Source organism: Flavipsychrobacter stenotrophus (assembly GCF_002954265.1).
Lineage (GTDB): Bacteria > Bacteroidota > Bacteroidia > Chitinophagales > Chitinophagaceae > Flavipsychrobacter > Flavipsychrobacter stenotrophus.
This window is the reverse complement of the sequence record NZ_PPSL01000004.1, coordinates 35,594-56,546: the sequence shown is the minus strand read 5'-3', so window position 1 is coordinate 56,546 and position 20,953 is coordinate 35,594. Positions and strand designations below refer to the sequence as shown.

Below are 20,953 nucleotides of genomic sequence, written 5' to 3'. Positions count from 1 at the left end.
ACCTTTTAACTAATTAACTTACTTACCCTCATTCGCTACATTGCGACGGATAACGTTCAATGCACCACCGGCGATGAACCATTCTATCTGCTGCTGGTTGTAGGTATGGTTTACCTGGAATGACTCGTGTGAGCCATCTGCATGGTGTAATACTACTGTCAATGGCACACCTTCTGCAAAAGTCTTCAGACCTACTATATCCAATACATCATCTTCCTGTATCTTGTCGTAGTCTGCTTTATCTGCAAATGTGATACCCAGCATACCCTGCTTCTTCAGGTTGGTTTCGTGGATACGGGCAAAGCTCTTTACCAGTATTACCTTTACTCCCAGGTGGCGTGGCTCCATAGCAGCGTGTTCACGGCTGCTACCTTCACCATAGTTCTCATCACCTACTACTATACTGCCAATACCTACAGCTTTGTAAGCACGCTGCACAGCAGGCACTTCGCCGTAAGAACCATCCAACTGATTCTTTACTTTGTTAGGCTCCATGTTAAATGCATTCAATGCACCTATCAGCATGTTGTTAGAGATATTATCCAGGTGACCACGGAATTTCAACCATGGACCAGCCATTGAGATATGGTCGGTAGTACACTTGCCAAATGCCTTGATCAGCAATTTAAGGCCCAGCATATCATTACCATCCCATGCAGCAAATGGCTCCAGCAACTGCAAACGGCTGCTGTCAGCCTTTACAACTACCTGCACTTTGCTACCATCTTCAGCAGGTGCAGTGTAACCTGCATCTTCTACTTCATAGCCACGTGGAGGCATTTCATAACCCTGTGGTTCGTCAAGCATTACATCTTCACCCGCAGCATTCTTCAATGTATCCTTAAGCGGATTGAAAGAAAGGCTACCGGCGATCGCAAATGCTGTTACTATTTCAGGAGAAGCTACGAAAGCGTGGGTTGATGACAAACCATCATTACGCTTAGCGAAGTTTCTGTTGAATGATGTTACAATTGTATTCTTCTTTGCAGGGTCGGCTACGTGGCGCGCCCACTGGCCAATGCACGGTCCGCAGGCATTTGCCATTACCACACCACCCATCTGGTCGAATGTGTCCAGCATACCATCGCGGGCAATAGTGAAACGTACCAGTTCAGAACCCGGAGTGATATTGAATTCACTCTTACAGCTCAAACCCTTTGCCATTGCATTCTTAGCAATGAAAGCAGAACGGCTGATATCTTCGTAAGAAGAGTTAGTGCAAGAGCCTATCAGGGCTACTTCCACTGCATCAGGCCATCCGTGCTCCTTAACAGCAGCAGCCATTTCGCTGATCGGCGTAGCCAGATCCGGAGTGAATGGTCCATTTACATATGGTTCCAGTTCGCTCAGGTTGATCTCGATCAGCTGATCGTAGAAAATATGTGGGTCGTTATAAACTTCAATATCAGAACGAAGGCTGTCCTTAACCTTATCGGCCAGTTCAGCTACATCTGCACGGCTAGTACCCTTCAGGTATTCAGCCATTTTAGGATCATAAGCAAACATTGAGCATGTAGCACCTATTTCAGCACCCATGTTACAGATCGTTGCTTTACCAGTGCAGCTAAGGCTTTCAGCGCCTTCGCCAAAGTATTCAACAATAGCACCGGTACCACCCTTTACTGTAAGGATACCTGCTACCTTCAATATAATATCCTTTGCAGATGTCCAACCGCTCATTTTACCTGTAAGCTTTACACCTATCAGTTTAGGCATCTTCAGCTCCCAAGGCAATCCTGCCATCACATCCACAGCGTCAGCACCACCAACACCAATAGCTATCATACCCAATCCACCTGCATTAGGTGTGTGGCTATCTGTACCTATCATCATTCCACCTGGGAACGCATAGTTCTCCAATACAACCTGGTGAATGATACCGGCACCTGCGCGCCAGAAACCAATACCATATTTATCAGATATTGAACCAAGGAAGTCATAAACTTCTTTGTTTACGTCAACCGCAGTTGCCAGATCTTCTTTGGCACCAACTTTCGCCTGTATCAGGTGATCGCAATGCACTGTGCTTGGCACAGCTACCTTGCTGCGGCCGCAAGTACTGAACTGCAACAACGCCATCTGAGCGGTCGCATCCTGCATAGCCACGCGGTCGGGAGAGAAATTAACGTAGTCTTTACCACGGCTGTATGCTGTAGTAAGCGCATCGTGCACGTGTGAGTACAATGTCTTTTCTGCAAGTGTCAGCGGACGGCCCAAAAGCTTGCGCGCTGCTTCTACTTTGCCAGGTAATTGTTCGTAAACTTTCTTGATCAGATCAATATCAAATGCCATGAAGTAAAAATTTAATGCGTAGAATTTGTGCAAAATTACCAAAATCAAAAGAGAAAATGAAATTGGGGTGACAATATGTGCTAAGTATGTATAGCTGCGGCATTATACCGCCCCGAAAGTGTTATTGATCTCGTCTTTGCTTTAAATGTTCAATATCGTCCAGATCTTTGGGACGGGCGGTTGCAATTTTGGTTAATAGGAGATCATCATAACTAATAAAGAAAATATCAACTTCCTGAAGTACTATGATTTTCTTCTGCTTGAATGACTCTTTGAAATTGGAAAGACCAGGCAATCCGGGCAAAAAGTCTGCGGAAAACGCCTTCATGTCGATCTTGAAAAATGACTTTTGGGGATCGGGCGTAGTTTCGTTTTTTATGTCAGTGACATCCTGGCCCAATTCTTCAATCGCATCCAACAGTCTAAAATAATTATTGTAAGTGGCATTGTACCAAAAATCAAAGTCTGGTTTGTCTGTCTCCCTACCAGACATATCTGTAGTCAGCCTGAAATATCCATGTATTGCAACAGCAATACCGCCAACAATCAAGTACTCGACAGAGTGCTTGTTTAAAACACCACAAACTTTGCATAGCGTGCCCGCCAAATTTGTGTCCATCTGATTATCGGTTAAAAGACCTATCAGAAATCTTATTCTCATTTGGAACTGCGGCACTTCTCATGAGATCGATCAGCTTTTTCAGCTCATCATTATCGTGAACCCGGGCTCTTTTGCTTTTCGCAACAGGGCTATTGGCCGATTTCAAACTATCAAAACTTGTATAGTATTTTAGTTTTGCCATAAATATTTCACATTACTATTTTGGCTAATTCTCCTCATTTATGGAAAGTTACATAAATATCTAAAGCAATTCAAAAAAGCAACTTTTCGGATTGCTTTAGATATCAACGCAGATTAATCTCAATACTTAAACCCTACCCCTGTATAATTATGTGGAGTGATGGCTTTCAGTTCTTTCTTCACCTTGGCATTTACATTCAGCCTTTCTACAAAGTCATGAATGTCTTTTTTGCCAATGCTGTTTTTTCCACGGGTGAGGGCCTTTAGTGCCTCATATGGTTGTGGATAGTTCTCACGGCGTAGTATGGTTTGTATGGCTTCCGCTACCACCGCCCAGTTATTTTCCAGGTCGTCTTCCATCTTCTTGGCATTCAGCAAAAGCTTGCCTAATCCCTTTTCTACTGAACGTAGGGCAAGGAAACTATGGCTGAGCGGCATACCCACGTTGCGCAACACGGTGCTATCTGTAAGATCTCGCTGGAGGCGGCTGATAGGAAGTTTGGCACTCAGGTGCTCATATAGCGCGTTGGCTATACCCAGGTTACCTTCTGCATTTTCAAAGTCTATAGGGTTCACCTTGTGCGGCATAGCACTGCTGCCCACTTCTCCTTCTTTCACCTTCTGCTTAAAGTACTCCATGCTGATATACTGCCATATATCGCGGCACAGATCTATTAATATAGTGTTGATCCTCTTCAGCGAGTCGAACTGTGCTGCAAGGTTATCGTAATGTTCTATCTGGGTAGTATACTGCATACGTTCCAGACCAAGTTTGTTGTTCACAAAGTCATTACCAAACTTTTCCCAGTCGTGCTTGCTGAATGCAACATGGTGAGCGTTGAAGTTTCCGGTAGCACCACCAAACTTGGCTGCAAATGGTATATGACTCAACAACCTGATCTGTCCTTCAAGGCGCTCCACAAATACCATTATCTCCTTACCCAACATGGTCGGAGACGCAGGCTGTCCGTGTGTACGGGCGAGTAATGGCACATTGATCCACTCCTTAGCCATACCTCTCAAGTGCAGTACAATATTGTATAACATAGGCAGGTAGGCATCTTCCAATGCTTCCTTCCAGAGTAATGGTGTAGCAGTATTATTAATATCCTGAGAGGTAAGTCCGAAGTGGATCCACTCCACGCTATCACCTGCGCCCATTGCGTTCAACTTCTCCTTAAGGAAGTATTCTACTGCCTTAACATCGTGATTGGTAGTACGCTCAATACCCTTAATCTGCATTGCATCAGCCTCAGAAAAATCCAGGTAGATGGCTCTGAGTTTAGCGGCTTTTACCTTAGCGGGCAGCGTTATGATCTTTTGCTCAGCTAAAAAGAGGAAATACTCCACCTCTACCCTTACTCGGTAGCGGATCAGTCCGAATTCAGAAAAATACTGTGCTAAAGAGGCCAGCTGAGAGCGGTAACGACCATCTATGGGGCTGATGGCGGTGAGTGCGTTGAGTTCCATGGGCGCAAAGATAATATTTTAAGGAATGGCGTGGGTAATGCGGTAATGTGGTAAAATGTGATGGAATGCGACAATAAAGATCTATCGACTATCAGACTTTAATCACCTCCCCCGTTATGCGTGAATAGCAAGTATTGACACACCTCCTATTTGTGAATTTGCCTATCTGTCTATTCATTAAGCAACAGATCAGACACTTTTAAGTTTTTAGTTTTTCTTTTTTAGTTATTTATCCCCCATTATTTCACCTGTTACGGAAATGCAAATCACCCGATTAGCGGTAAGCCTACCCTTGTAACCTCTTCTACTTTTACAGCGTCTTATACAGACAACAACACTCACCTTTAAAACAAAAGAAAATGAAACGCATTATCATTATCTGCGCATTAGTAGCAGGTTTCAATGCTGTACAAGCACAAACATCAGACAGATCTTACGCAAGCACTGCACGCATTAAAAGCCCAAAAGCAAAACCCACGGTGAAGCACGATAACATATTTGAAGGAACGGAAATGGCGCGTAGCAAAGGTAGTATTTCCTTCAGTAATCTGCCGGATATGACCAAAGCGCCATGGGCTGTTATTACCGACGAGAAGGGAGACCTGATCAAGCAATCCCGCGTTTTGCCAGAGGAAAGCATTGACATACACAAGCTATCAAAAGGAATGTATTTTGTATCGCTGGTATATAAAAATAAAACTGAAAAAGCGTTTATGCTGGAGATAGAATAGATGCCGTTTTTAAGACAAGAGATGTGGCACACCTTTGAGGTGCGCCACATCCGGTAGGCCAATTACTTTTTTACTTCTGTCTCAAGGTCTGCAAGAGCAAATGTTTTCTTTAGTCTAATACCCTTGTCGGTCTGTTGCAACATGCAACATTCGTTTTTAGGGTCATGCTCCAGGAATAGCACCCAGTCGTTAGCCACGGCTTCGCGCAATATGCGTGATTTTTCATTGAGCGTATCTAACGGACGCATATCATAAGCCATAACCCATGGCAATGATATGTGGGCTACACTTGGTAATAGATCGGCACAAAACAGTATTGTAGCATCATTATATTTTATCTGCGGCAACATCATAGATTCTGTGTGGCCCTGGCAATAGCGGATACGAATATCCTGCATCCACTCGGCACCATCCGCAACATCAACAAACTTTAGCTGACCACTCTCCTCTATAGGTAATATGTTCTCTTTCAGGAAGGAAGCCTTTTCCCGTTCGTTCGGGTTAATGGCTTCTTTCCAATGTTTATGGTTAGACCAGTATACTGCTTTCTTAAAGGTGGGCACCAGCTTACCCTCTGCGTCTTTCATTATTGAACCTCCACAATGGTCGAAGTGCAGGTGGGTAAGGAATACATCGGTTATATCATCGGTAGTAAAACCATGTTTCGCCAGGCCCTTTTCTATACTGTCGTCGCCATGCGGATGGAAGTGACTGAAGAATTTTTCGTCTTGCTTGTACCCCATACCATTATCTACGAGTATGCGGTAGTTGCCATGCTCTATGAGCAGGCAGCGCATAGCCCAGGTGCACAAGTTATTCTCATCTGAGGGATTAGCCTTATTCCACATTACTTTGGGTACCACCCCATGCATTGCACCACCATCTAATTTAAAATAGCCGGCATTTATTGTATATACTTTCATATCAATTGAAGTTCTGAGCTGTTTGTTATGTGTTAGTGGCCAACCGCCATTTTTTGTGCAGTCTGCCTTCTGATTGCAATATACAAAATCAATGCCCCCGCCACAAAAAATGTGATCAGGGCCAGAATTGCGGCACGCATATCCATGAGACTATCTATAAAACCGAATGACATCATTCCTATTACGATAGCCAGCTTTTCGGTAACATCATAGAAACTAAAGAACGAAGCTGTGTCATGAGTGACTGGCATGAGCTTGGAATAGGTAGATCGGCTTAATGACTGTATGCCTCCCATGACTATACCCACCACTGTAGCCAAGACATAAAACTCCATAGCGGTCTTAACAAAATAAGCGCCTACACATATCCCCACCCATATGAACAGCACAAATAGCAAAACCTTGAGATTCCCGAAGGTAGCCGCCAGTTTGGCCATCAAATAAGCACCAGCTATTGCCACAAGTTGAATAATGAGGATAGTAGTTATCAGCTGCCCCTGCTCCAGTTTCAGCTCCTTGCTACCGAATAACGCTGCTGCCAACATAACCGTTTGCACACCCATACTATAAAAAAAGAATGCGCCCAGGTATGTCTTTAGCACAGGCATTTGCTTCAATTGTGCCCACACCTTTTTCAATTCTATAAACCCGTTAGCCAGCACGCCATGCGAGGGTTGGGTAGGCAGCGCAACACCTTTGGGTAGTTTAAAGAATGTGATCTGCGCAAAACCAAACCACCATATACCCACCAGCAGGAACGACAATCTTGGTGCAAATGAATCATCCTTTATTCCAAACCAATCGGGCTTAAGGACAAAGATGAAGCAGATGACCTGCAAAATAACACTACCAATATAACCGTAAGAAAAACCCTGTGCACTAAGCCGGTCGCGCTCATTCTCGGGCGCTATCTCCGGCAGATAGGCGTTGTAAAACACTAGACTACCGCAGTATCCCAGCGCAGCAATAGAAGAGCAGATAATACCCAGTTCCAAAGTGTCGCGCTTAAAGAAATACAAACCGCAGCATGCCGCTGAACCAAGGTAGCAGAACAACTGCATAAAGAATTTCTTATTTCCCCTATAGTCGGCTACTGATGAGAGAATGGGAGACAGGAAAGCAATAACAAGATAAGCTGCTGATATTGAATAGTCGAACAGGGAAGAGTTCTTGACCTGGATGCCGAAAAAAGAAACCGTATCATTCAACACCTCTCCATTTGCGGATTTTACAGAAGTCACCGCCTCATAATAAATAGGGAAGATAGTAGAAGTAATAACCAGGTTGTAAGCCGAATTGGCCCAGTCGTACATAGCCCATGCGCGCTGTACCGGTTTAGATGAGGTTATTGCAGGTATTTCACCCGTTGTGGTATTCATAGGACTAAAGTAGGGATTTTATGTTATTTGGGGGATTATCTCACGCAGGTAGACCCCAATGTGATCAATCGGGATGTTGGATTTGATGTCGTTCAGCGCAGTGCCAAAGACATGTTACGCAGTTTTTATTTGCTAAATATTATGTCTTTCTATACGAAAAAGAATACGTCCCGACGCGAGACTGCTTCGTTCCTCGCAGTGACGTCTTCGTAGGCCTTAAAGTGAACCGGCCCGATACCGAATGTCGTGGTTCGGCGCGGCTCACCATGACATTCGGGATGACTGTAGAACTAGATTATGATACTGTACAAAACGAATACGTCCCGACACGTTAACTACCTCCCCCTCGTTCCGAGGGTACTCCTCCTTCAAAAGGAGGAGAGTGTGATAATAGCGCATTTCAAACAGGACATTACAGACACCGTGCGTAATTTACTTTAGCAATGTCAAATTACCGCGCTGTTCTATTTTTTGGCCGTCGCCGAAGGTGGCCTTGACGGTGTATACATAGACGCCCTGCATTTGTGGTTCGCCATTGTAATTGCCATCCCATCCTTTGCCGGTAAGCTTGTCGGTAGAGAAGATGATCTCTCCCCAACGATTGTATATATCCATCTTAAAACTGGTAAGCGATCTGCCAAAGAAATCTCTGGGATTGAAATAGTCGTTCAGCCCATCATTATTAGGAGAGAATACATTGGGGATATCAACATAACAATCGTTGATGACCGTAACGGAGTCTGAGGCATAGCAGTTGCCAAAACGGACGGTTGCCTGAAATACACCACCACTACCTACGATAATAGAAGAAGTGGTCTCGCCGGTATTCCATAACCAGGACATACCTGCAACTCCATCGTTAAACCAGTCTTTAAGCAACACGGCCTCGCTACCCGCACATATCGTCGTATCGTGCCCCAGGTTAATGACGGGCTGCGGCAATACGGTAAGGATGCGCGATGTTGTTAACGTAGGACACGCCCTGAACCTTGCGGTAGTGGTCAATGTGTATACACCCGGCTCCTGGTAGGCGTACACCACAGGGTTCACATCTTTTGCACTATCGCCATTACCAAAATTCCACACCAGCACGTCGGTACCAATATCCAGGAAATCGGTCGTCATAGTCACATATGTGCCCCGACAGAGTAGGGTATCTGTTACCCTCAGGCCAATTCCCCCAGATGAATCTACGGTTACTACCTGATAGGAAGTATCCTTACAAGGCACAAAATCTGTAACAATAAGCGCCACAGTATAAATGCCACTGGCGGTGTAGGTATGAGCAGGATTCATAACAGTGCTGGTACCACCATCGCCGAACAGCCAGACGTATGAGGCTACGACAGGTAGTGATCCGTTAGTAAATGTGGTAGAAGACCCTTCACAAATCAATGGACTACTGATGGTAAATCCTGAACTGTCTTTATGATTGAGATCGATGCTCTGCACGCTGCTATCTACAGAGGTATAGCTGTGCGTGTACAATTTAACTATGTAAGTATTTTGAACGGGATAGACGTGTGTAGGACTAAAAGCAGTAGAGGATGTACCATCACCGAAATTCCAGGAATAACTGACACCGCCGGTAGACAGGTTAGTAAAAGAAACAGTATCGCCATGACAGCCATACCTGATATTATACGTAAAGTTGGCAGTAACAATACCATTTACAACTACGTTTACCGATGACCTGTCACCCTCACAACCGTTGACCGTCTGACTGGCCCAGAAAGTATACGTACCTGGTACGGAAGTATTGACAACCGGAGCGGTAGCAGAGCCCACACCACCTGTTGCTGCTGTATACCAAAGAATGTTAGAACCAAGTACAATAGTCCAGTTATTGAATGGCTGACCCGGGCAATAAGTGCCAGGCGTATTGGTAATGACCGGTGCAGGAGGTTTAGCAAAAATGGTGACATTAACTGTAGCTCGTGGCCCCTCGCAGGTATTATTGGTCTGGCTTACATACCACGTAAATACGCCTGCTACGGCGCTGGATGGCGTAGGGGCGGTAGGAGAACCGGTGCCACCTGTAGGTGTTGTGTACCAGAGCAGATTGGTGCCTGTGGCTGTAAGCGGCACAGTAGCGGTATACTGGCAGTATGTTGCTCCTGATGCTGTAGGCGCAACCGGTGTAAGATTTACAGTAACCTTGATAGAATCGCGGGCGCTCTCACAGCCATTCACTACCTGCGACGCATAGTAATTGTATACACCCGGCGTGCCCGTAGGTACAACCGGTGCCGCCGGAGAGCCAACGCCGCCCGTTGGAGTGGTGTACCAAAGGATACCCGTTCCTGTTACGGAAAAGGGAACAAATGGTTCGCCCTGGCAATAGAAAGTATCTCCCGTGATAGATGGTGCAGCAGGCTGTGGTTTCACCACAAGGTTGAGCGTAATAAAAGAATCGCAACCCGAAATAGTAGATAATGTGTCGAGATAAGTGCCGCTGGTGCTGATCACCGAACCATTGAACGTAATTGGGCTGTTGAAACAGATAGTATCGAATAGCGTTGTACTGGCAGACGGATTTACGGTTACCGCATACGAAACAGTATCTACCCAACAGGTGCCATTACCCAACTGAACGGTAGCCACAGTAGCACCCGCTGTAATCCAGGTTACAGACGGAGTAGCCGAAGTAGATGTAGCCGGAGTAGCACTGCCACCGAATGTCCAGTTATAAAAAACATCGGAACCTGCAGAAACACCTGAAACGCTGAATGAGGCAGCGTGATTCTGACATGCAGTAGCAGCCGCAACAACGGAAGGAGGAGCCGCAAAAGTAAGGCTGAGGTTATCTACGATCATACCCAATGTAGAATAACCAGATGTATTGTCGGTAAGGGTAACCCTGAGTCGGATAACGCCAGAACCAGCCGGTACAGTTATAGTAGGGATACCCGCTACAGCCGTAAGTGCAAATACAGTATTTGTGCGTGTAAAGTCCATATTAACGTAGGTAGCCACCGTTGCGCCAAGCGCATCTAACCCTATGATATTTATATGTGTTGTTAGTGGATTGGGGCTACCGGATGTGCGGCGGGAAGCCTGCATGGCGAATGTATAGGTGGCACCGGGCAAAACGCAGATGTCCTGGTGAAAACACGACTCATCATCTACCTCTGCGACCCTGTTAGTACCCACTGTACCGCCGTAAGTGGTTTCGAAGTACGTAGCTTCGATACTCGTACACGAGGTTATCCAGTTAGCACCGGAAGCACTGAATGTACCGTTCTGCAAGAGATTTTGTGCCAAAGCACTATCTGCCCACATGAGGATACAAATAAAAGGAAGTATGAATTTAAGAATGCGCATGGTATTTAAACTTTTGTAGATAGGTGTGTGTAAATTACTTAATAAGACGATATTACGCAGTAAAACGTTTGTCTGACATAAAAATAGAACAGCGAAAATTAGTAATGTGTAGACTTAATTCGCCAATGGGCAATTCGATAATTCGACAATTCGGCAATGTTTGGCACGATGGCATTTGTCTGAATCAGAATGGCCGGAATTTTAGAATGAACAGAATAGCAGTACGCTTTTGCATGATGCCCGATGGAAATAAAATTTTAATCGGGCATGGGATTGGTGTAATGTTTTGGTATTCATTTGGTTGTGATTTTGAGTTATGCCCGATCGTGCCCGATGGGCGTTGTCGGAACCAGGATTAAAAGGATTAAAGGATTTTCATGATTCTCATATCTGCATCGTCCTGAAAAAAGTTGACAGTTTTTAGTGGTAGTCCCACTACCGATTTACAAATCCAAATAGTTTTTCTCAAAGAGGACCGGACGGATGGTTGTCGGTCTGAGACCGACAACGGGTGATCTTAAGGTGATGCCCGATGAAAATGAAATTCTAATCGGGCATTGATTCCGTGCAGTTTGTTGTTTTTCAATGAGTTAGATTTTTTGGTCATGCCCGATCGTGCCCGATTTTCAATTTGGCAATATAGTAAGCTGGCAATTCGACAAGGAGCGTAGAATATGATAACATTTCATAGTTATTTTTTAAGGAAAGGTAAAAAATAGAGTTGAGGATTTTAAAAATTGGCCTACAAAGGTCGTTTGGGAAGGTGTTTTTAGCAAATGAAGATATTCACAATTTTTGTTTCGGGTGTATGGGTTGGCCGGAGTGTGATTTAAGGGATCTGAGGCCATGGAATGTGGATATGTTATTGCTCTTTCTTCACAAAAAACTGTTTTTGATATTCTTTATAATTAGCGCGCACCCAGGCTTTAAGTTCGAGTGAAGTGGCATTGCGGGCGAAACCATAATCCATGGGATAGGCGTTGATAAATGTGACCATACTGTCGGTATCCCTGATACCGGTCATTGCGGTAACCACATCGAATGTATAGCGGGTGTCGATAAATTTCATTTCATCTTCAGATGCAAATTTTGCCCTGAAGCGCTTCGCAGGTTTACTGTTGCCGGTGATCTTATCTGCCAGCCAGCCAAAACAGCCCACACATGCTATGCCATAAAACTTTGGTTTGGGAACCAGCGGGCGGGTGAGTTCGTGGCCATATATCTCATGCCGGGCAATAGAATCCTGCTGGTATTTTGTACGGGAAACTGTGGCATCTCTTAGTTTATATGTGGCAGGCTCCAATGTTATTCTCTTGTACGAATTGTCACCATGGAATAGTGTTTTGTAATAGGTGCGATAGGCTACATGACGAAAAACGAGTACATCTTCATCGGTAGCGTCTATAACATAAAGGCCTTGCTTATCCGTTCCCACTGTAACACCTGTTCGCCTGTTGGTAACACTTACGCCAGCCACGGGTTGGCCGCCTACATTGTCCGACACAATCCCATCTACCACCTGTCCGAAAACCGGGAGTTGCAAAAGCAATAGAAAAATGGAAATGTAAAAACGAAACATGATTTAAAGATAGGATATAACTTTTACCGTGGATGTGTTAGGGATATTTTAGGGAAACATTAACCCTCATTTTATCAGTAATATATTGCTGATTTTAGCGATTTTGAAAATAATATTATTATTTTTACAAAAAATCAGCAATATATTTCTGATGACAAAGATTGAAATAGGCAATTTGATAAGACAGCGGAGAGACCATCTTACGTTAAAGCAGGAAGATGTTGCCGAGATGGCCGGCATATCGTCTAAGTTCATCTATTTGATAGAACAAGGGAAGGGCAATGCCTCATTAGATACGTTGCAAAAGATATTTGAGGTATTGGGACTTGAAATAATAGTGGATATAAAAAGAGTTGAGTAATGAAAGGCATAGTTTATAATAATGGTTTAAAAGCTGGTACGCTGGAGCGGCCTGAAGGAGGAAGCTATATTTTCCGCTACGACGATGATTATTTTACCGGCAAATCCAATCCCCCAATCAGCCTTACCCTACCTAAAATCCAACAGGAATATCGATCAGATAAAATGTTTGCCTTCTTCTACGGGCTGCTATCGGAAGGGGTAAATAAGGACATACAATGCCGGCTGTACCAAATTGACGAAAAAGATGATTTTAAAAGACTGCTATTAACTGCAGGCCATGACACAATAGGCGCAATAACCATACAACAAGAAGAAAATGCAATGTAGAGGATGTTATACCGACGTAAAAGAAAGCTACTGCACACCCTGTAGAAAGAAGCTGTTTGACAAGAGTAAAATAGGCTCTGTGTTAGACTTCCCGGCTCCGACTGCCGATAATATCATTATGTATCAGGAGCACTCGAAACAGTTGTCGATATCGGGTGTACAACTAAAATACTCATTGCGTAGAGCAGAAAACGACCTTGTGCTGTGTGAACAAGGAGGACAGTATATTCTGAAACCCATTCCTCCCGCAAGACAACTGGCGAACATAGAGGAAGTTCCTGAAAACGAACACCTGACCATGCAAATAGCGGAACAGGTATTCAAAATAAGCACAGCCAAAAACGGGCTGATACTATTTAAAGATAGTGAACCCGCCTACCTAACCAGGAGATTTGACGTAAAAGACGACGGTACAAAATATCAGCAAGAAGATTTCGCACAGCTCACAAACCGAACTAGTCAAACTCATGGCGAAGCATATAAGTATGACGGTAGTTATGAAGAAATAGGCGTGCTTATCAAACAATTTGTCGCGGCAGCTATGCCCGCTCTGGAAAGGTTCTTTCAGCTGGTGGTGTTCAATTATGTGATCTCTAATGGCGACGCCCACCTGAAGAATTTTTCGCTGATAAGAGACGATAATGGCGAATACCAATTAACTCCGGCGTATGATCTGTTAAGTACGATAATACACACCCCACAGGAGGCCGACACAGCTTTAGATCTTTACCCCGGCGATATTGATTCTCCTTATTATTCCAAGTATGGGCACTATGGCAGGGAGAATTTTATGGAACTGGCTAAAAGACTGGGCATAATTCCCATAAGAGCGGAACGGATAATTGACAGCTTTGGGGCAAAGCAAAATGCAATAGAAGCGCTTGTTGAGCAGAGTTTTTTACCGGAGCATCTTAAGAACATATACATTAAAAATGCAGTTGAAAAGTTAGGGAGGATAAAACAAACGACGTGATTAATTGTCATCCTAATTAATAAAATGATACAATCTGTCAGCATTTCAACACTTATTAGGTTCGGTTCCATTTGGGACGCTGCCCATAGATAGACTTATAATTTCTCAACAATATATCTTCGACTTGGTCAGGACAATCAAACTTGCCTTTGGATTCTGTGACATACCAATATATATCCAGAACTTCAATTTCTTCATTAATCATCTCAGCACGCCAGAACCTTGTTCGCAACATCCCATCACGTTTCCCATTTACAAGCCTATCTTTGATACCACCTTTCCTTATAAACAGAGTGCCATCACGATTGAGTTTTCCTGATCGTCCAATATAAACTAATTCAATCCTTCCTTTCTTTAACGCATAAACTAAGTATACCCCTGCATTATCAGTTGGAGCATTGCATACATCTGCCATGGAATTATCAGAACAAAAAAAGAAGTGATCCCAATTTTTATATTTCTCTAAAACATCAAACATTAGTAATATAAATTAAGACATTTACAGTAGAAGGCCGACTGTTGCAAAGTTAAACATCTGCGACCATTTTAAACTTTCTTACCTTTCTACAGTCTATTTACAAACAGCTGAACAACAATGCCGGATGAAACTGATCGGTTGAACGATCATATGCTGGTGGTTTCCTTTAAGAATGAAAAACTAAAGGAGGCGTCTTTTACCCAACTGGTGCGCAAGTACCAGGAGCGGCTGTATTGGCATATCCGGAGGATGGTGGTAGTGCATGATGATGCGAATGATATATTGCAGAATGTGTTTATAAAGGTGTGGAAGAACCTGGGAGAGTTTAGAGAGGAAGCGCTGTTGTATACCTGGCTCTACCGCATAGCTACCAATGAGACCCTTACCTGGATAGAGCAACAAAAACGGCATGCATCGGTATCTTTGTCGGGTGATGAGAACTTTTTTGCGGAGAAGCTGGCATCTCAAAAGGATTTTTCTCCGCATAAAATAGAGTGGAAACTACAGCAGGCCATTTTATCTTTACCCGATAAACAAAGGCTGGTTTTCAACCTGAGGTATTATGACGAGATGCCCTACGAGCAGATGTCGGAGTTGTTGGGTACATCGGCCGGAGCACTCAAAGCATCTTATCACCACGCAGTAAAGAAAGTAGAAGCCAAGCTGCTGGAAGGGTAATAATTCTACAAAGAGATTAAACTATTGAATGTAACGAATGTCTTATAAATGCAATGAATAACCACAATAACATAAAGGATGAGCTTAAGGAATTGAACAGCATGCTGGCGGATATGCCGCGCAGCATGCCCTATGCCGTGCCTCAGGGTTATTTCAATCAGCTACCCGAACACGCTGCCGCTACGGTGATGGCAGGTGATAGAGAGCTTACAATAAAGCATGATGCGCCTTACGACGTACCAGCAGATTATTTTGATCAATTGCCATCGAAGATAATGGCAAAGGTTACAGCAGAAGAGACAGGCAACAGACGTGTTTTTGTACCTCGCGCACAATGGCTTACCGCTGCTATGCTTGCGATGATCATTAGCATAGGTGGATTTATTACTTTCTCTACGCATAAAGAAGCACCGGAACAAATGCTATCATCGGTGCCGCAGGCGGAGCTACAGAGCTATGTGCAAACCAGGTATGCGCTGGATGTAAATGAGGTTTTGAAAGAGGGCAATATTAATGACCTGAATATTGACAATAAAGATATTATCGCCTACCTGAATGAAACCGGTTGGGAATAACTAAAACTGCTGAGCAACTCAAATTGAAAGATCTCAGCTAAGTCTAAATAAAATTATATGAAAAATCTACTACTCATACTTGCACTGCTTTTAACTGTAAGCACAACCTATGCCCAGCGTGACGAAGCAGCTAAGGCACGTATACATGCCGCTAAAATGGCGTATATAACTGACAGAATTCATCTTTCCGCAACACAATCCGGAGAGTTCATACCGCTGTATAATGAGTATGAAGCAGAAGCACGTACCGCAAGAAAACCATATAAGGAAAAGTATACGAAGGCACACCCCGATGCAAAGGATTTTGTGATCATGCAGTATGTGGCCGATGACCTGGATTGCCAGCAACAGATATTGCTGATCAAGAAAAAGTATCAGGACAGGTTTTTAAAGATCATCAGTCAGCAACAGCTTTCTGACCTGAATATGTCGGAAAGGGAGTTTAAGCAAATATTGCTGAAGAAGCTGAAGGAAGAGGCGAGAGAGAGAAGGATGTCGAGATAGTTGGTTTGCTTCTCTAAATTTCCCATTCGCTATGGCGGTCAGAGACCCGTTAAACTGAGTGGTCACGAGAGCGCTGCGCTAACTCTCGCGACAGTAGTAGTCTCAGTTTCTCCACAAGCGGGACGCTTGCATGGAATAGGACGAAGCGAGACGCTTCGACCAGTTGCGGCTACCTAGGCCCAGCCGCATTGGAGACGCAATTATACGTCTCTACCAGAGTTGTGATATTCATTTCTATGTTCTACCAACTAATCTTAGCAGCCTGTAATACGTCTTTAATGGCACGGTAGGAATTATCCATCATTGGTGCCAGATCTTTCGTGTCTGTCCAGCGGGCTTCCATAATGTCTTCTTCGGCCTGTGGTTTTAATGGCTCGGTATCTGTAGATGTCATTGTGTACCAGATGCTATGCTTGACCAGGTTACGGCCACGATCGGTATATAGGTGCCAGGTTTCTGTAAGATGGCTGCCCAGCGTGAGTTGCTTTATGCCTGTTTCCTCAATTACTTCGCGCCGCGCACATTCTTCTATGGTTTCGCCTTTGTCCAGCTTGCCTTTGGGCAAATCCCATTTACCACGTCGGAAGATCATCAGCACTTTGCCTTCGGCGTTATACACCAGTCCCCCACCCGCTTTAATGACCTTGAAGAAGTTATCGATGTGCTCCATAAGTGCGCCTGAAGATTGTTCTTCTATGATGGCGCCCCTGTTGTTTTTCTGATGCAGGTGATCGAGCGCTTCTGAGAAATGTACGCCACTTAAGCCATGAAAAACTTTGTATTCGCTCATTTCTGGATTATCTGTAATACAGGCCTGCAGGTTGTTGGTTAGGACGATGGGTTTATCGCTGTAGTAGAGTTTTTGTATAAAATTCATGGTAGTATTTTTGCAGGTTTGTGCTTTTGGCGTAGGTTTGACAGCTATGAGCACATCTAAACATTTTGCCGAGAAACTGATGCAAATTAAGGCTTTGCAAATGAACCTACAAAAACCATATACATGGGCATCGGGCTGGCATTCGCCGGTGTATTGCGACAACCGTAAGACATTATCTTTTCCTTATGTACGTGATTTTGTAAAGAGCGAACTTGCCAATATGGTATTGGAACATTTTCCGGACGCCGAAGTGATAGCAGGTGTTGCCACAGCGGGTATACCACATGGTGTGATGGCGGCTGATCTGCTGAAATTACCTTTCATCTACGTGCGTGCGAAACCGAAAGAGCATGGCATGGGCAACCAGATAGAGGGTGTATTGACTCCGGGCCAGAAGGTAGTGATCATAGAGGACTTGGTATCTACAGGCAAGAGCAGCCTGCAGGTAGTAGATGTGTTGCGTGCAGAAGGTGCCGATGTGATAGGCATGTGTGCGTTGTTCACTTACGGTTTCCCGGTGGCTGATGAAGCTTTTGCTAAAGCTAATGTACCATTGTTTACCATAAGCAACTACCAGGCATTGATGGAAGTAGCGGAAGAAAAGGGCTTGTTCAAACCTGAGGAAAAGGTAACATTGGAGCAGTGGAGAGTGGACCCGGGGAACTGGAACAAGTAATAAATGGCTCAATTGAGGAATAGCTTAATGGCTCAAAGAGGGTAGATGCAGTTTTACGTAATGACCGCCTTTTTGTGCACGAAAACAACTTCTCTGGAGACGCAAAATCTTGCGTCTCTACGAACGGATGGATATAAACGGGTAGACCCGGGTTAAATCCTTTGTCTCGAAAATTGAATACCCGAGACCATCATTCTGCTATTAATTATGCCACTTTTAGGTTTTCACTTTTGACCTTTAATTTAATGATGAACTGGCTGAGGTTGATACGCTATAAGAACCTGCTGATTGTGTTTCTGACACAGTTGTTGGTTTGGTATTGCCTTATATACGACAGTCGTAATACATGGGGTATATACCGAATGGTCGACTTTCTTTTTATATCCGGATCTACAATACTTATTGCTGCGGCAGGATATATAATTAACGACTATTTCGATATCAAGATAGACATCATCAACCGTCCTGAAAAAGTAATTTTAGAGAAACGTATTCCTCTCCGTACGGCAATAATTGCACATGTGGTACTAAATATTGCGGGATTAGCATTGGCTGGTGGCATTGCCTTTAATAGTCATCATTTTGAGTGGATGTGGGTTCAATGTCTATCCATCATACTGCTTTGGTTCTACTCGACGCACTTTAAGCGACAGTACATGACAGGGAATCTTGTGATAGCCTTATTGACCGCGCTTACGGTAATTGTACTATTGGTTTATGAACCAGCACTACGAATGCACTTTCCAACACCTCCACCAATGACGAGCTTCTTAATGCCCGCCATTGATCCTCAATGGATGTTTGCCGGCTTTGCGTTCTTTGCGTTCATGCTCACCTGGATGCGCGAGATAGTGAAGGATATGGAAGATTATAAGGGTGACGCAGCCGAGGGTTGCATGACAATGCCGATAAAGAAGGGACTACAGTTTTCAGCAAGGTTTGCACAGACGCTTGGTGTAACAACAGTGATAGCGCTCGCAATAATTACCTATTACCTCAGTAAACATTACTACTCGTATTTGGGCTATTACACTCTTCTTTTTATCGTTGCCCCAATATTGTGGTGGTGCATATATCTTTCACGAAAAAACACAATACCGCATTACCATAGCGCCAGCAAATGGCTGAAGTTCATAATGCTCGCGGGCATTGCATCGCTTATTGTTTACAACTTTACAACACAGAATATCCAGTGAATAAAATAATATTGGCGTCGCAATCGCCACGCAGAAAACAGCTTATGGAAATGGCTGAACTACAGTTTGAGGTGATCATTGCTGATGTTGATGAAACGCCGCCGGTTGGCATGCCGGGCAAGGAATTACCTGTGTACCTGGCCAAGAAGAAAGCTGATGCAATTGCACATAAAGCCGTTGGTGCGATAGTGATAGCAGCTGATACTGTTGTACTACTGGACGATGATATACTGAACAAACCAACTGATGCCGCCAATGCTGTTGATATGCTTTCCAGGTTATCCGGCAGGATGCATACGGTGGTGACGGGTGTTTGCATAAGAAAGGATGATAAGGAGCAAAGTTTTTCTATTACTACAGAGGTGTATTTCCGTAAGCTGAGCACAGCACAAATTGAGCATTATGTGAGCAACTATAAGCCGTTTGATAAAGCAGGTGCATATGCCATTCAGGAATGGATTGGCGTGACAGGCATAGAGCAAATAAACGGAGATTATTATAATGTAATGGGCTTGCCTATAGGTAGTGTACTGGAGGTGTTGGAAAGGGAGTTTTAGATAGACATTCACCTCCCCGGGGTTAAAACCCCGGGCTAACATTGATAGCCCTTTCAGGGCTTCTCAGTTACTTCGTTATTCAAAATAAAATTGTAAAAATCAATCTCCTTCAGCCACTATCTCCACCAGCCTCCTTGCCGCCTCACTGCCCAATGCTACTCCCATGCCGCCCATACGGAAGGCGCCGAAGACGCGAGGTGAGAAGGCTTTAACGATCGGAAATTTATTAGCTCCGAAGGCCATGATGCCTGTCCAGCGGCGATCTATGGTGAAGGGAGTAGATGGCAGGATAATGTCATAGAGCTTTTGTACAAGGTCGGCTTGTATCATTTCATTGAGCGCGAAGTCGGTGGTGTTCTCTGTTTTAAAATCGAGGTTGCGGCCACCGCCGAGCAGCACTCTACCATCGATCTCACGGAAGTAATAATACCCTTTATCAAAATGATAGATGCCTTTAAATTTAAGTCCGGGTACCGGGTGGGTTATCACCACTTGTCCGCGACCTGGTACTACATCAACATCGGGTAGTAATTGTTTGGTAAAGGCATTCGTGCAGATGAATAGTTTATCGCAGTGCAGTACCGATGTTTCATTTCGGAATGGATCGCGAAGCAATACCTCTACCCTGGTGTCGAGATCATCAAATTTTATAACGTCAGCACCCGTCTTAATTTCTATGCCTTTGCTGATGGCCATATCAGTGAGTGCACGCATCATCATGCCACTATGCAGTTCTCCTTCGCAGTTATTTTCTATGAGGGCTTTTGTGTAGTCTTTTGAAAAGCCGAATTCACCCACCTTGTCGTTAGCCAATCTGAATGCAGGTTTGCCGGTAATCGGCAGAAGAAGTTGGTTGAGGTATTCGAGTTTATCAAGCGCTTCCAGTTCGTCGGTGCTGATCAGTTCATAGCTGCCATTTTCTCTGTAGCCTATGTTACTGTCGCCCAATCGTTTCCTTAAAAGTTCTAATCCTTTTTTGCGCCATTCAAAAAGTTCAACTGCTTCAGTTTCTGTAGTATGCTGCAGATCATCGAGCAGTTCGGTAGCGCTACCCATGCATGCAAAACCGGCGTTGCGGGTGCTGGCACCTGTTGGGAGTAAGCCGCGTTCCAATACCAATACTCGCGTTGCCGGGAACTTATCTTTAAGTTCTATCGCCATGCTCAGGCCAACGATGCCGGCCCCGATAACTATGTGGTCGTAACGTGTGAAACTCTCCTGCTCCCAGTAGCTGAACATTGATGAATTG

The 20,953-nt window shown here is 44.3% G+C and carries 20 protein-coding genes; 10 read left to right on the top strand and 10 right to left on the bottom strand.

Features of this window, described 5'->3' with window-relative positions:
* Positions 1 to 18: 18 nt before the first annotated feature.
* The 3 genes from CJD36_RS14695 to purB form a co-directional block, all read right to left on the bottom strand.
* Positions 19 to 2,292 (bottom strand): aconitate hydratase, encoded by a 2,274-nt coding sequence (locus tag CJD36_RS14695; RefSeq protein ID WP_105039956.1) that lies wholly within the window; start codon positions 2,290 to 2,292, stop codon positions 19 to 21.
* Between the two features lie 121 nt (positions 2,293 to 2,413).
* Entirely contained in the window at positions 2,414 to 2,911 is a 498-nt protein-coding gene (locus CJD36_RS14690) for a DUF6036 family nucleotidyltransferase (RefSeq protein ID WP_105039955.1), read from the bottom strand.
* Between the two features lie 303 nt (positions 2,912 to 3,214).
* Positions 3,215 to 4,564, bottom strand: coding sequence for an adenylosuccinate lyase (gene purB, locus CJD36_RS14680; protein ID WP_105039953.1), 1,350 nt, complete (start codon positions 4,562 to 4,564; stop codon positions 3,215 to 3,217).
* 359 nt (positions 4,565 to 4,923) lie between these two features.
* On the opposite strand from purB, the gene CJD36_RS14675 reads away from it, so the two are divergent.
* On the top strand, positions 4,924 to 5,295 hold the full coding sequence (locus tag CJD36_RS14675; RefSeq protein WP_105039952.1) for a T9SS type A sorting domain-containing protein: 372 nt from the start codon (positions 4,924 to 4,926) through the stop codon (positions 5,293 to 5,295).
* A gap of 62 nt (positions 5,296 to 5,357) precedes the next feature.
* On the opposite strand, the gene CJD36_RS14670 is transcribed toward CJD36_RS14675, so the two are convergent.
* The 4 genes from CJD36_RS14670 to CJD36_RS14655 form a co-directional block, all read right to left on the bottom strand.
* The gene (locus CJD36_RS14670) at positions 5,358 to 6,218 is read right to left on the bottom strand and encodes an MBL fold metallo-hydrolase (protein WP_105039951.1); all 861 of its coding nucleotides are present in this window, start codon (positions 6,216 to 6,218) and stop codon (positions 5,358 to 5,360) included.
* Between the two features lie 32 nt (positions 6,219 to 6,250).
* Positions 6,251 to 7,597, bottom strand: coding sequence for an MFS transporter (locus CJD36_RS14665; protein ID WP_105039950.1), 1,347 nt, complete (start codon positions 7,595 to 7,597; stop codon positions 6,251 to 6,253).
* Between the two features lie 432 nt (positions 7,598 to 8,029).
* Positions 8,030 to 10,921: a PKD domain-containing protein gene (locus CJD36_RS14660; RefSeq protein ID WP_105039949.1), complete on the bottom strand. Its 2,892-nt coding sequence runs from the start codon at positions 10,919 to 10,921 to the stop codon at positions 8,030 to 8,032.
* 862 nt (positions 10,922 to 11,783) lie between these two features.
* Complete coding sequence (locus tag CJD36_RS14655; RefSeq protein WP_117601802.1) at positions 11,784 to 12,500, bottom strand: carboxypeptidase-like regulatory domain-containing protein; 717 nt, start codon at positions 12,498 to 12,500, stop codon at positions 11,784 to 11,786.
* A 151-nt stretch (positions 12,501 to 12,651) separates the two neighbouring features.
* Between CJD36_RS14655 and CJD36_RS14650 the strand changes: the two genes are divergently transcribed.
* The 3 genes from CJD36_RS14650 to CJD36_RS14640 are packed head-to-tail and all read left to right on the top strand — an operon-like array spanning position 12,652 to position 14,163.
* Positions 12,652 to 12,861 carry a helix-turn-helix domain-containing protein gene (locus tag CJD36_RS14650; protein WP_205685619.1) on the top strand — a complete coding sequence of 70 codons (210 nt, stop codon included), beginning with the start codon at positions 12,652 to 12,654 and terminating at the stop codon, positions 12,859 to 12,861.
* Positions 12,861 to 13,190, top strand: coding sequence for a HipA N-terminal domain-containing protein (locus tag CJD36_RS14645; protein WP_105039947.1), 330 nt, complete (start codon positions 12,861 to 12,863; stop codon positions 13,188 to 13,190). The genes CJD36_RS14650 and CJD36_RS14645 overlap by 1 nt, the downstream gene beginning before the upstream one ends.
* Positions 13,180 to 14,163: a type II toxin-antitoxin system HipA family toxin gene (locus CJD36_RS14640; RefSeq protein ID WP_105039946.1), complete on the top strand. Its 984-nt coding sequence runs from the start codon at positions 13,180 to 13,182 to the stop codon at positions 14,161 to 14,163. The genes CJD36_RS14645 and CJD36_RS14640 overlap by 11 nt, the downstream gene beginning before the upstream one ends.
* A 55-nt stretch (positions 14,164 to 14,218) precedes the next feature.
* On the opposite strand, the gene CJD36_RS14635 is transcribed toward CJD36_RS14640, so the two are convergent.
* Positions 14,219 to 14,641, bottom strand: a complete 423-nt coding sequence (locus tag CJD36_RS14635; protein ID WP_105039945.1) for a hypothetical protein — start codon at positions 14,639 to 14,641, stop codon at positions 14,219 to 14,221.
* A gap of 117 nt (positions 14,642 to 14,758) precedes the next feature.
* On the opposite strand from CJD36_RS14635, the gene CJD36_RS14630 reads away from it, so the two are divergent.
* Genes CJD36_RS14630 through CJD36_RS14620 form a run of 3 tightly spaced genes read left to right on the top strand, consistent with a single transcriptional unit; the run spans position 14,759 to position 16,398 of the window.
* Positions 14,759 to 15,319, top strand: coding sequence for an RNA polymerase sigma factor (locus tag CJD36_RS14630; protein WP_240609360.1), 561 nt, complete (start codon positions 14,759 to 14,761; stop codon positions 15,317 to 15,319).
* A gap of 53 nt (positions 15,320 to 15,372) precedes the next feature.
* Entirely contained in the window at positions 15,373 to 15,894 is a 522-nt protein-coding gene (locus CJD36_RS14625) for a hypothetical protein (protein ID WP_105039944.1), read from the top strand.
* 57 nt (positions 15,895 to 15,951) lie between these two features.
* Complete coding sequence (locus CJD36_RS14620; protein WP_105039943.1) at positions 15,952 to 16,398, top strand: hypothetical protein; 447 nt, start codon at positions 15,952 to 15,954, stop codon at positions 16,396 to 16,398.
* 241 nt (positions 16,399 to 16,639) lie between these two features.
* Here the strand turns inward: CJD36_RS14620 and CJD36_RS14615 are convergent, their stop codons facing one another.
* Positions 16,640 to 17,275 (bottom strand): NUDIX hydrolase, encoded by a 636-nt coding sequence (locus CJD36_RS14615; protein WP_105039942.1) that lies wholly within the window; start codon positions 17,273 to 17,275, stop codon positions 16,640 to 16,642.
* On the opposite strand from CJD36_RS14615, the gene pyrE reads away from it, so the two are divergent.
* The 3 genes from pyrE to CJD36_RS14600 all read left to right on the top strand — a co-directional run bounded on the left by pyrE (position 17,274) and on the right by CJD36_RS14600 (position 19,704).
* Positions 17,274 to 17,951, top strand: a complete 678-nt coding sequence (pyrE, locus tag CJD36_RS14610; protein ID WP_240609359.1) for an orotate phosphoribosyltransferase — start codon at positions 17,274 to 17,276, stop codon at positions 17,949 to 17,951. The genes CJD36_RS14615 and pyrE overlap by 2 nt on opposite strands.
* Before the next feature lie 245 nt (positions 17,952 to 18,196).
* Entirely contained in the window at positions 18,197 to 19,147 is a 951-nt protein-coding gene (locus tag CJD36_RS14605) for a geranylgeranylglycerol-phosphate geranylgeranyltransferase (RefSeq protein WP_105039941.1), read from the top strand.
* Entirely contained in the window at positions 19,144 to 19,704 is a 561-nt protein-coding gene (locus CJD36_RS14600) for a Maf family protein (protein WP_240609358.1), read from the top strand. Before CJD36_RS14605 ends, CJD36_RS14600 begins: the two co-directional genes overlap by 4 nt.
* 99 nt (positions 19,705 to 19,803) lie before the next feature.
* On the opposite strand, the gene CJD36_RS14595 is transcribed toward CJD36_RS14600, so the two are convergent.
* Positions 19,804 to 20,943: an NAD(P)/FAD-dependent oxidoreductase gene (locus CJD36_RS14595; RefSeq protein ID WP_105039939.1), complete on the bottom strand. Its 1,140-nt coding sequence runs from the start codon at positions 20,941 to 20,943 to the stop codon at positions 19,804 to 19,806.
* Positions 20,944 to 20,953 lie beyond the last annotated feature (10 nt).

Bases quoted from the DNA above. Each gene is read 5' to 3' on its own strand.
- CJD36_RS14695 (WP_105039956.1), bottom strand. From the start codon at position 2,292: ATGGCATTTGATATTGATCTGATCAAGAAAGTTTACGAACAATTACCT.
- CJD36_RS14690 (WP_105039955.1), bottom strand. From the start codon at position 2,911: ATGGACACAAATTTGGCGGGCACGCTATGCAAAGTTTGTGGTGTTTTA.
- purB (WP_105039953.1), bottom strand. From the start codon at position 4,564: ATGGAACTCAACGCACTCACCGCCATCAGCCCCATAGATGGTCGTTAC.
- CJD36_RS14675 (WP_105039952.1), top strand. From the start codon at position 4,924: ATGAAACGCATTATCATTATCTGCGCATTAGTAGCAGGTTTCAATGCT.
- CJD36_RS14670 (WP_105039951.1), bottom strand. From the start codon at position 6,218: ATGAAAGTATATACAATAAATGCCGGCTATTTTAAATTAGATGGTGGT.
- CJD36_RS14665 (WP_105039950.1), bottom strand. From the start codon at position 7,597: ATGAATACCACAACGGGTGAAATACCTGCAATAACCTCATCTAAACCG.
- CJD36_RS14660 (WP_105039949.1), bottom strand. From the start codon at position 10,921: ATGCGCATTCTTAAATTCATACTTCCTTTTATTTGTATCCTCATGTGG.
- CJD36_RS14655 (WP_117601802.1), bottom strand. From the start codon at position 12,500: ATGTTTCGTTTTTACATTTCCATTTTTCTATTGCTTTTGCAACTCCCG.
- CJD36_RS14650 (WP_205685619.1), top strand. From the start codon at position 12,652: ATGACAAAGATTGAAATAGGCAATTTGATAAGACAGCGGAGAGACCAT.
- CJD36_RS14645 (WP_105039947.1), top strand. From the start codon at position 12,861: ATGAAAGGCATAGTTTATAATAATGGTTTAAAAGCTGGTACGCTGGAG.
- CJD36_RS14640 (WP_105039946.1), top strand. From the start codon at position 13,180: ATGCAATGTAGAGGATGTTATACCGACGTAAAAGAAAGCTACTGCACA.
- CJD36_RS14635 (WP_105039945.1), bottom strand. From the start codon at position 14,641: ATGTTTGATGTTTTAGAGAAATATAAAAATTGGGATCACTTCTTTTTT.
- CJD36_RS14630 (WP_240609360.1), top strand. From the start codon at position 14,759: ATGCCGGATGAAACTGATCGGTTGAACGATCATATGCTGGTGGTTTCC.
- CJD36_RS14625 (WP_105039944.1), top strand. From the start codon at position 15,373: ATGAATAACCACAATAACATAAAGGATGAGCTTAAGGAATTGAACAGC.
- CJD36_RS14620 (WP_105039943.1), top strand. From the start codon at position 15,952: ATGAAAAATCTACTACTCATACTTGCACTGCTTTTAACTGTAAGCACA.
- pyrE (WP_240609359.1), top strand. From the start codon at position 17,274: ATGGTAGTATTTTTGCAGGTTTGTGCTTTTGGCGTAGGTTTGACAGCT.
- CJD36_RS14615 (WP_105039942.1), bottom strand. From the start codon at position 17,275: ATGAATTTTATACAAAAACTCTACTACAGCGATAAACCCATCGTCCTA.
- CJD36_RS14605 (WP_105039941.1), top strand. From the start codon at position 18,197: ATGATGAACTGGCTGAGGTTGATACGCTATAAGAACCTGCTGATTGTG.
- CJD36_RS14595 (WP_105039939.1), bottom strand. From the start codon at position 20,943: ATGTTCAGCTACTGGGAGCAGGAGAGTTTCACACGTTACGACCACATA.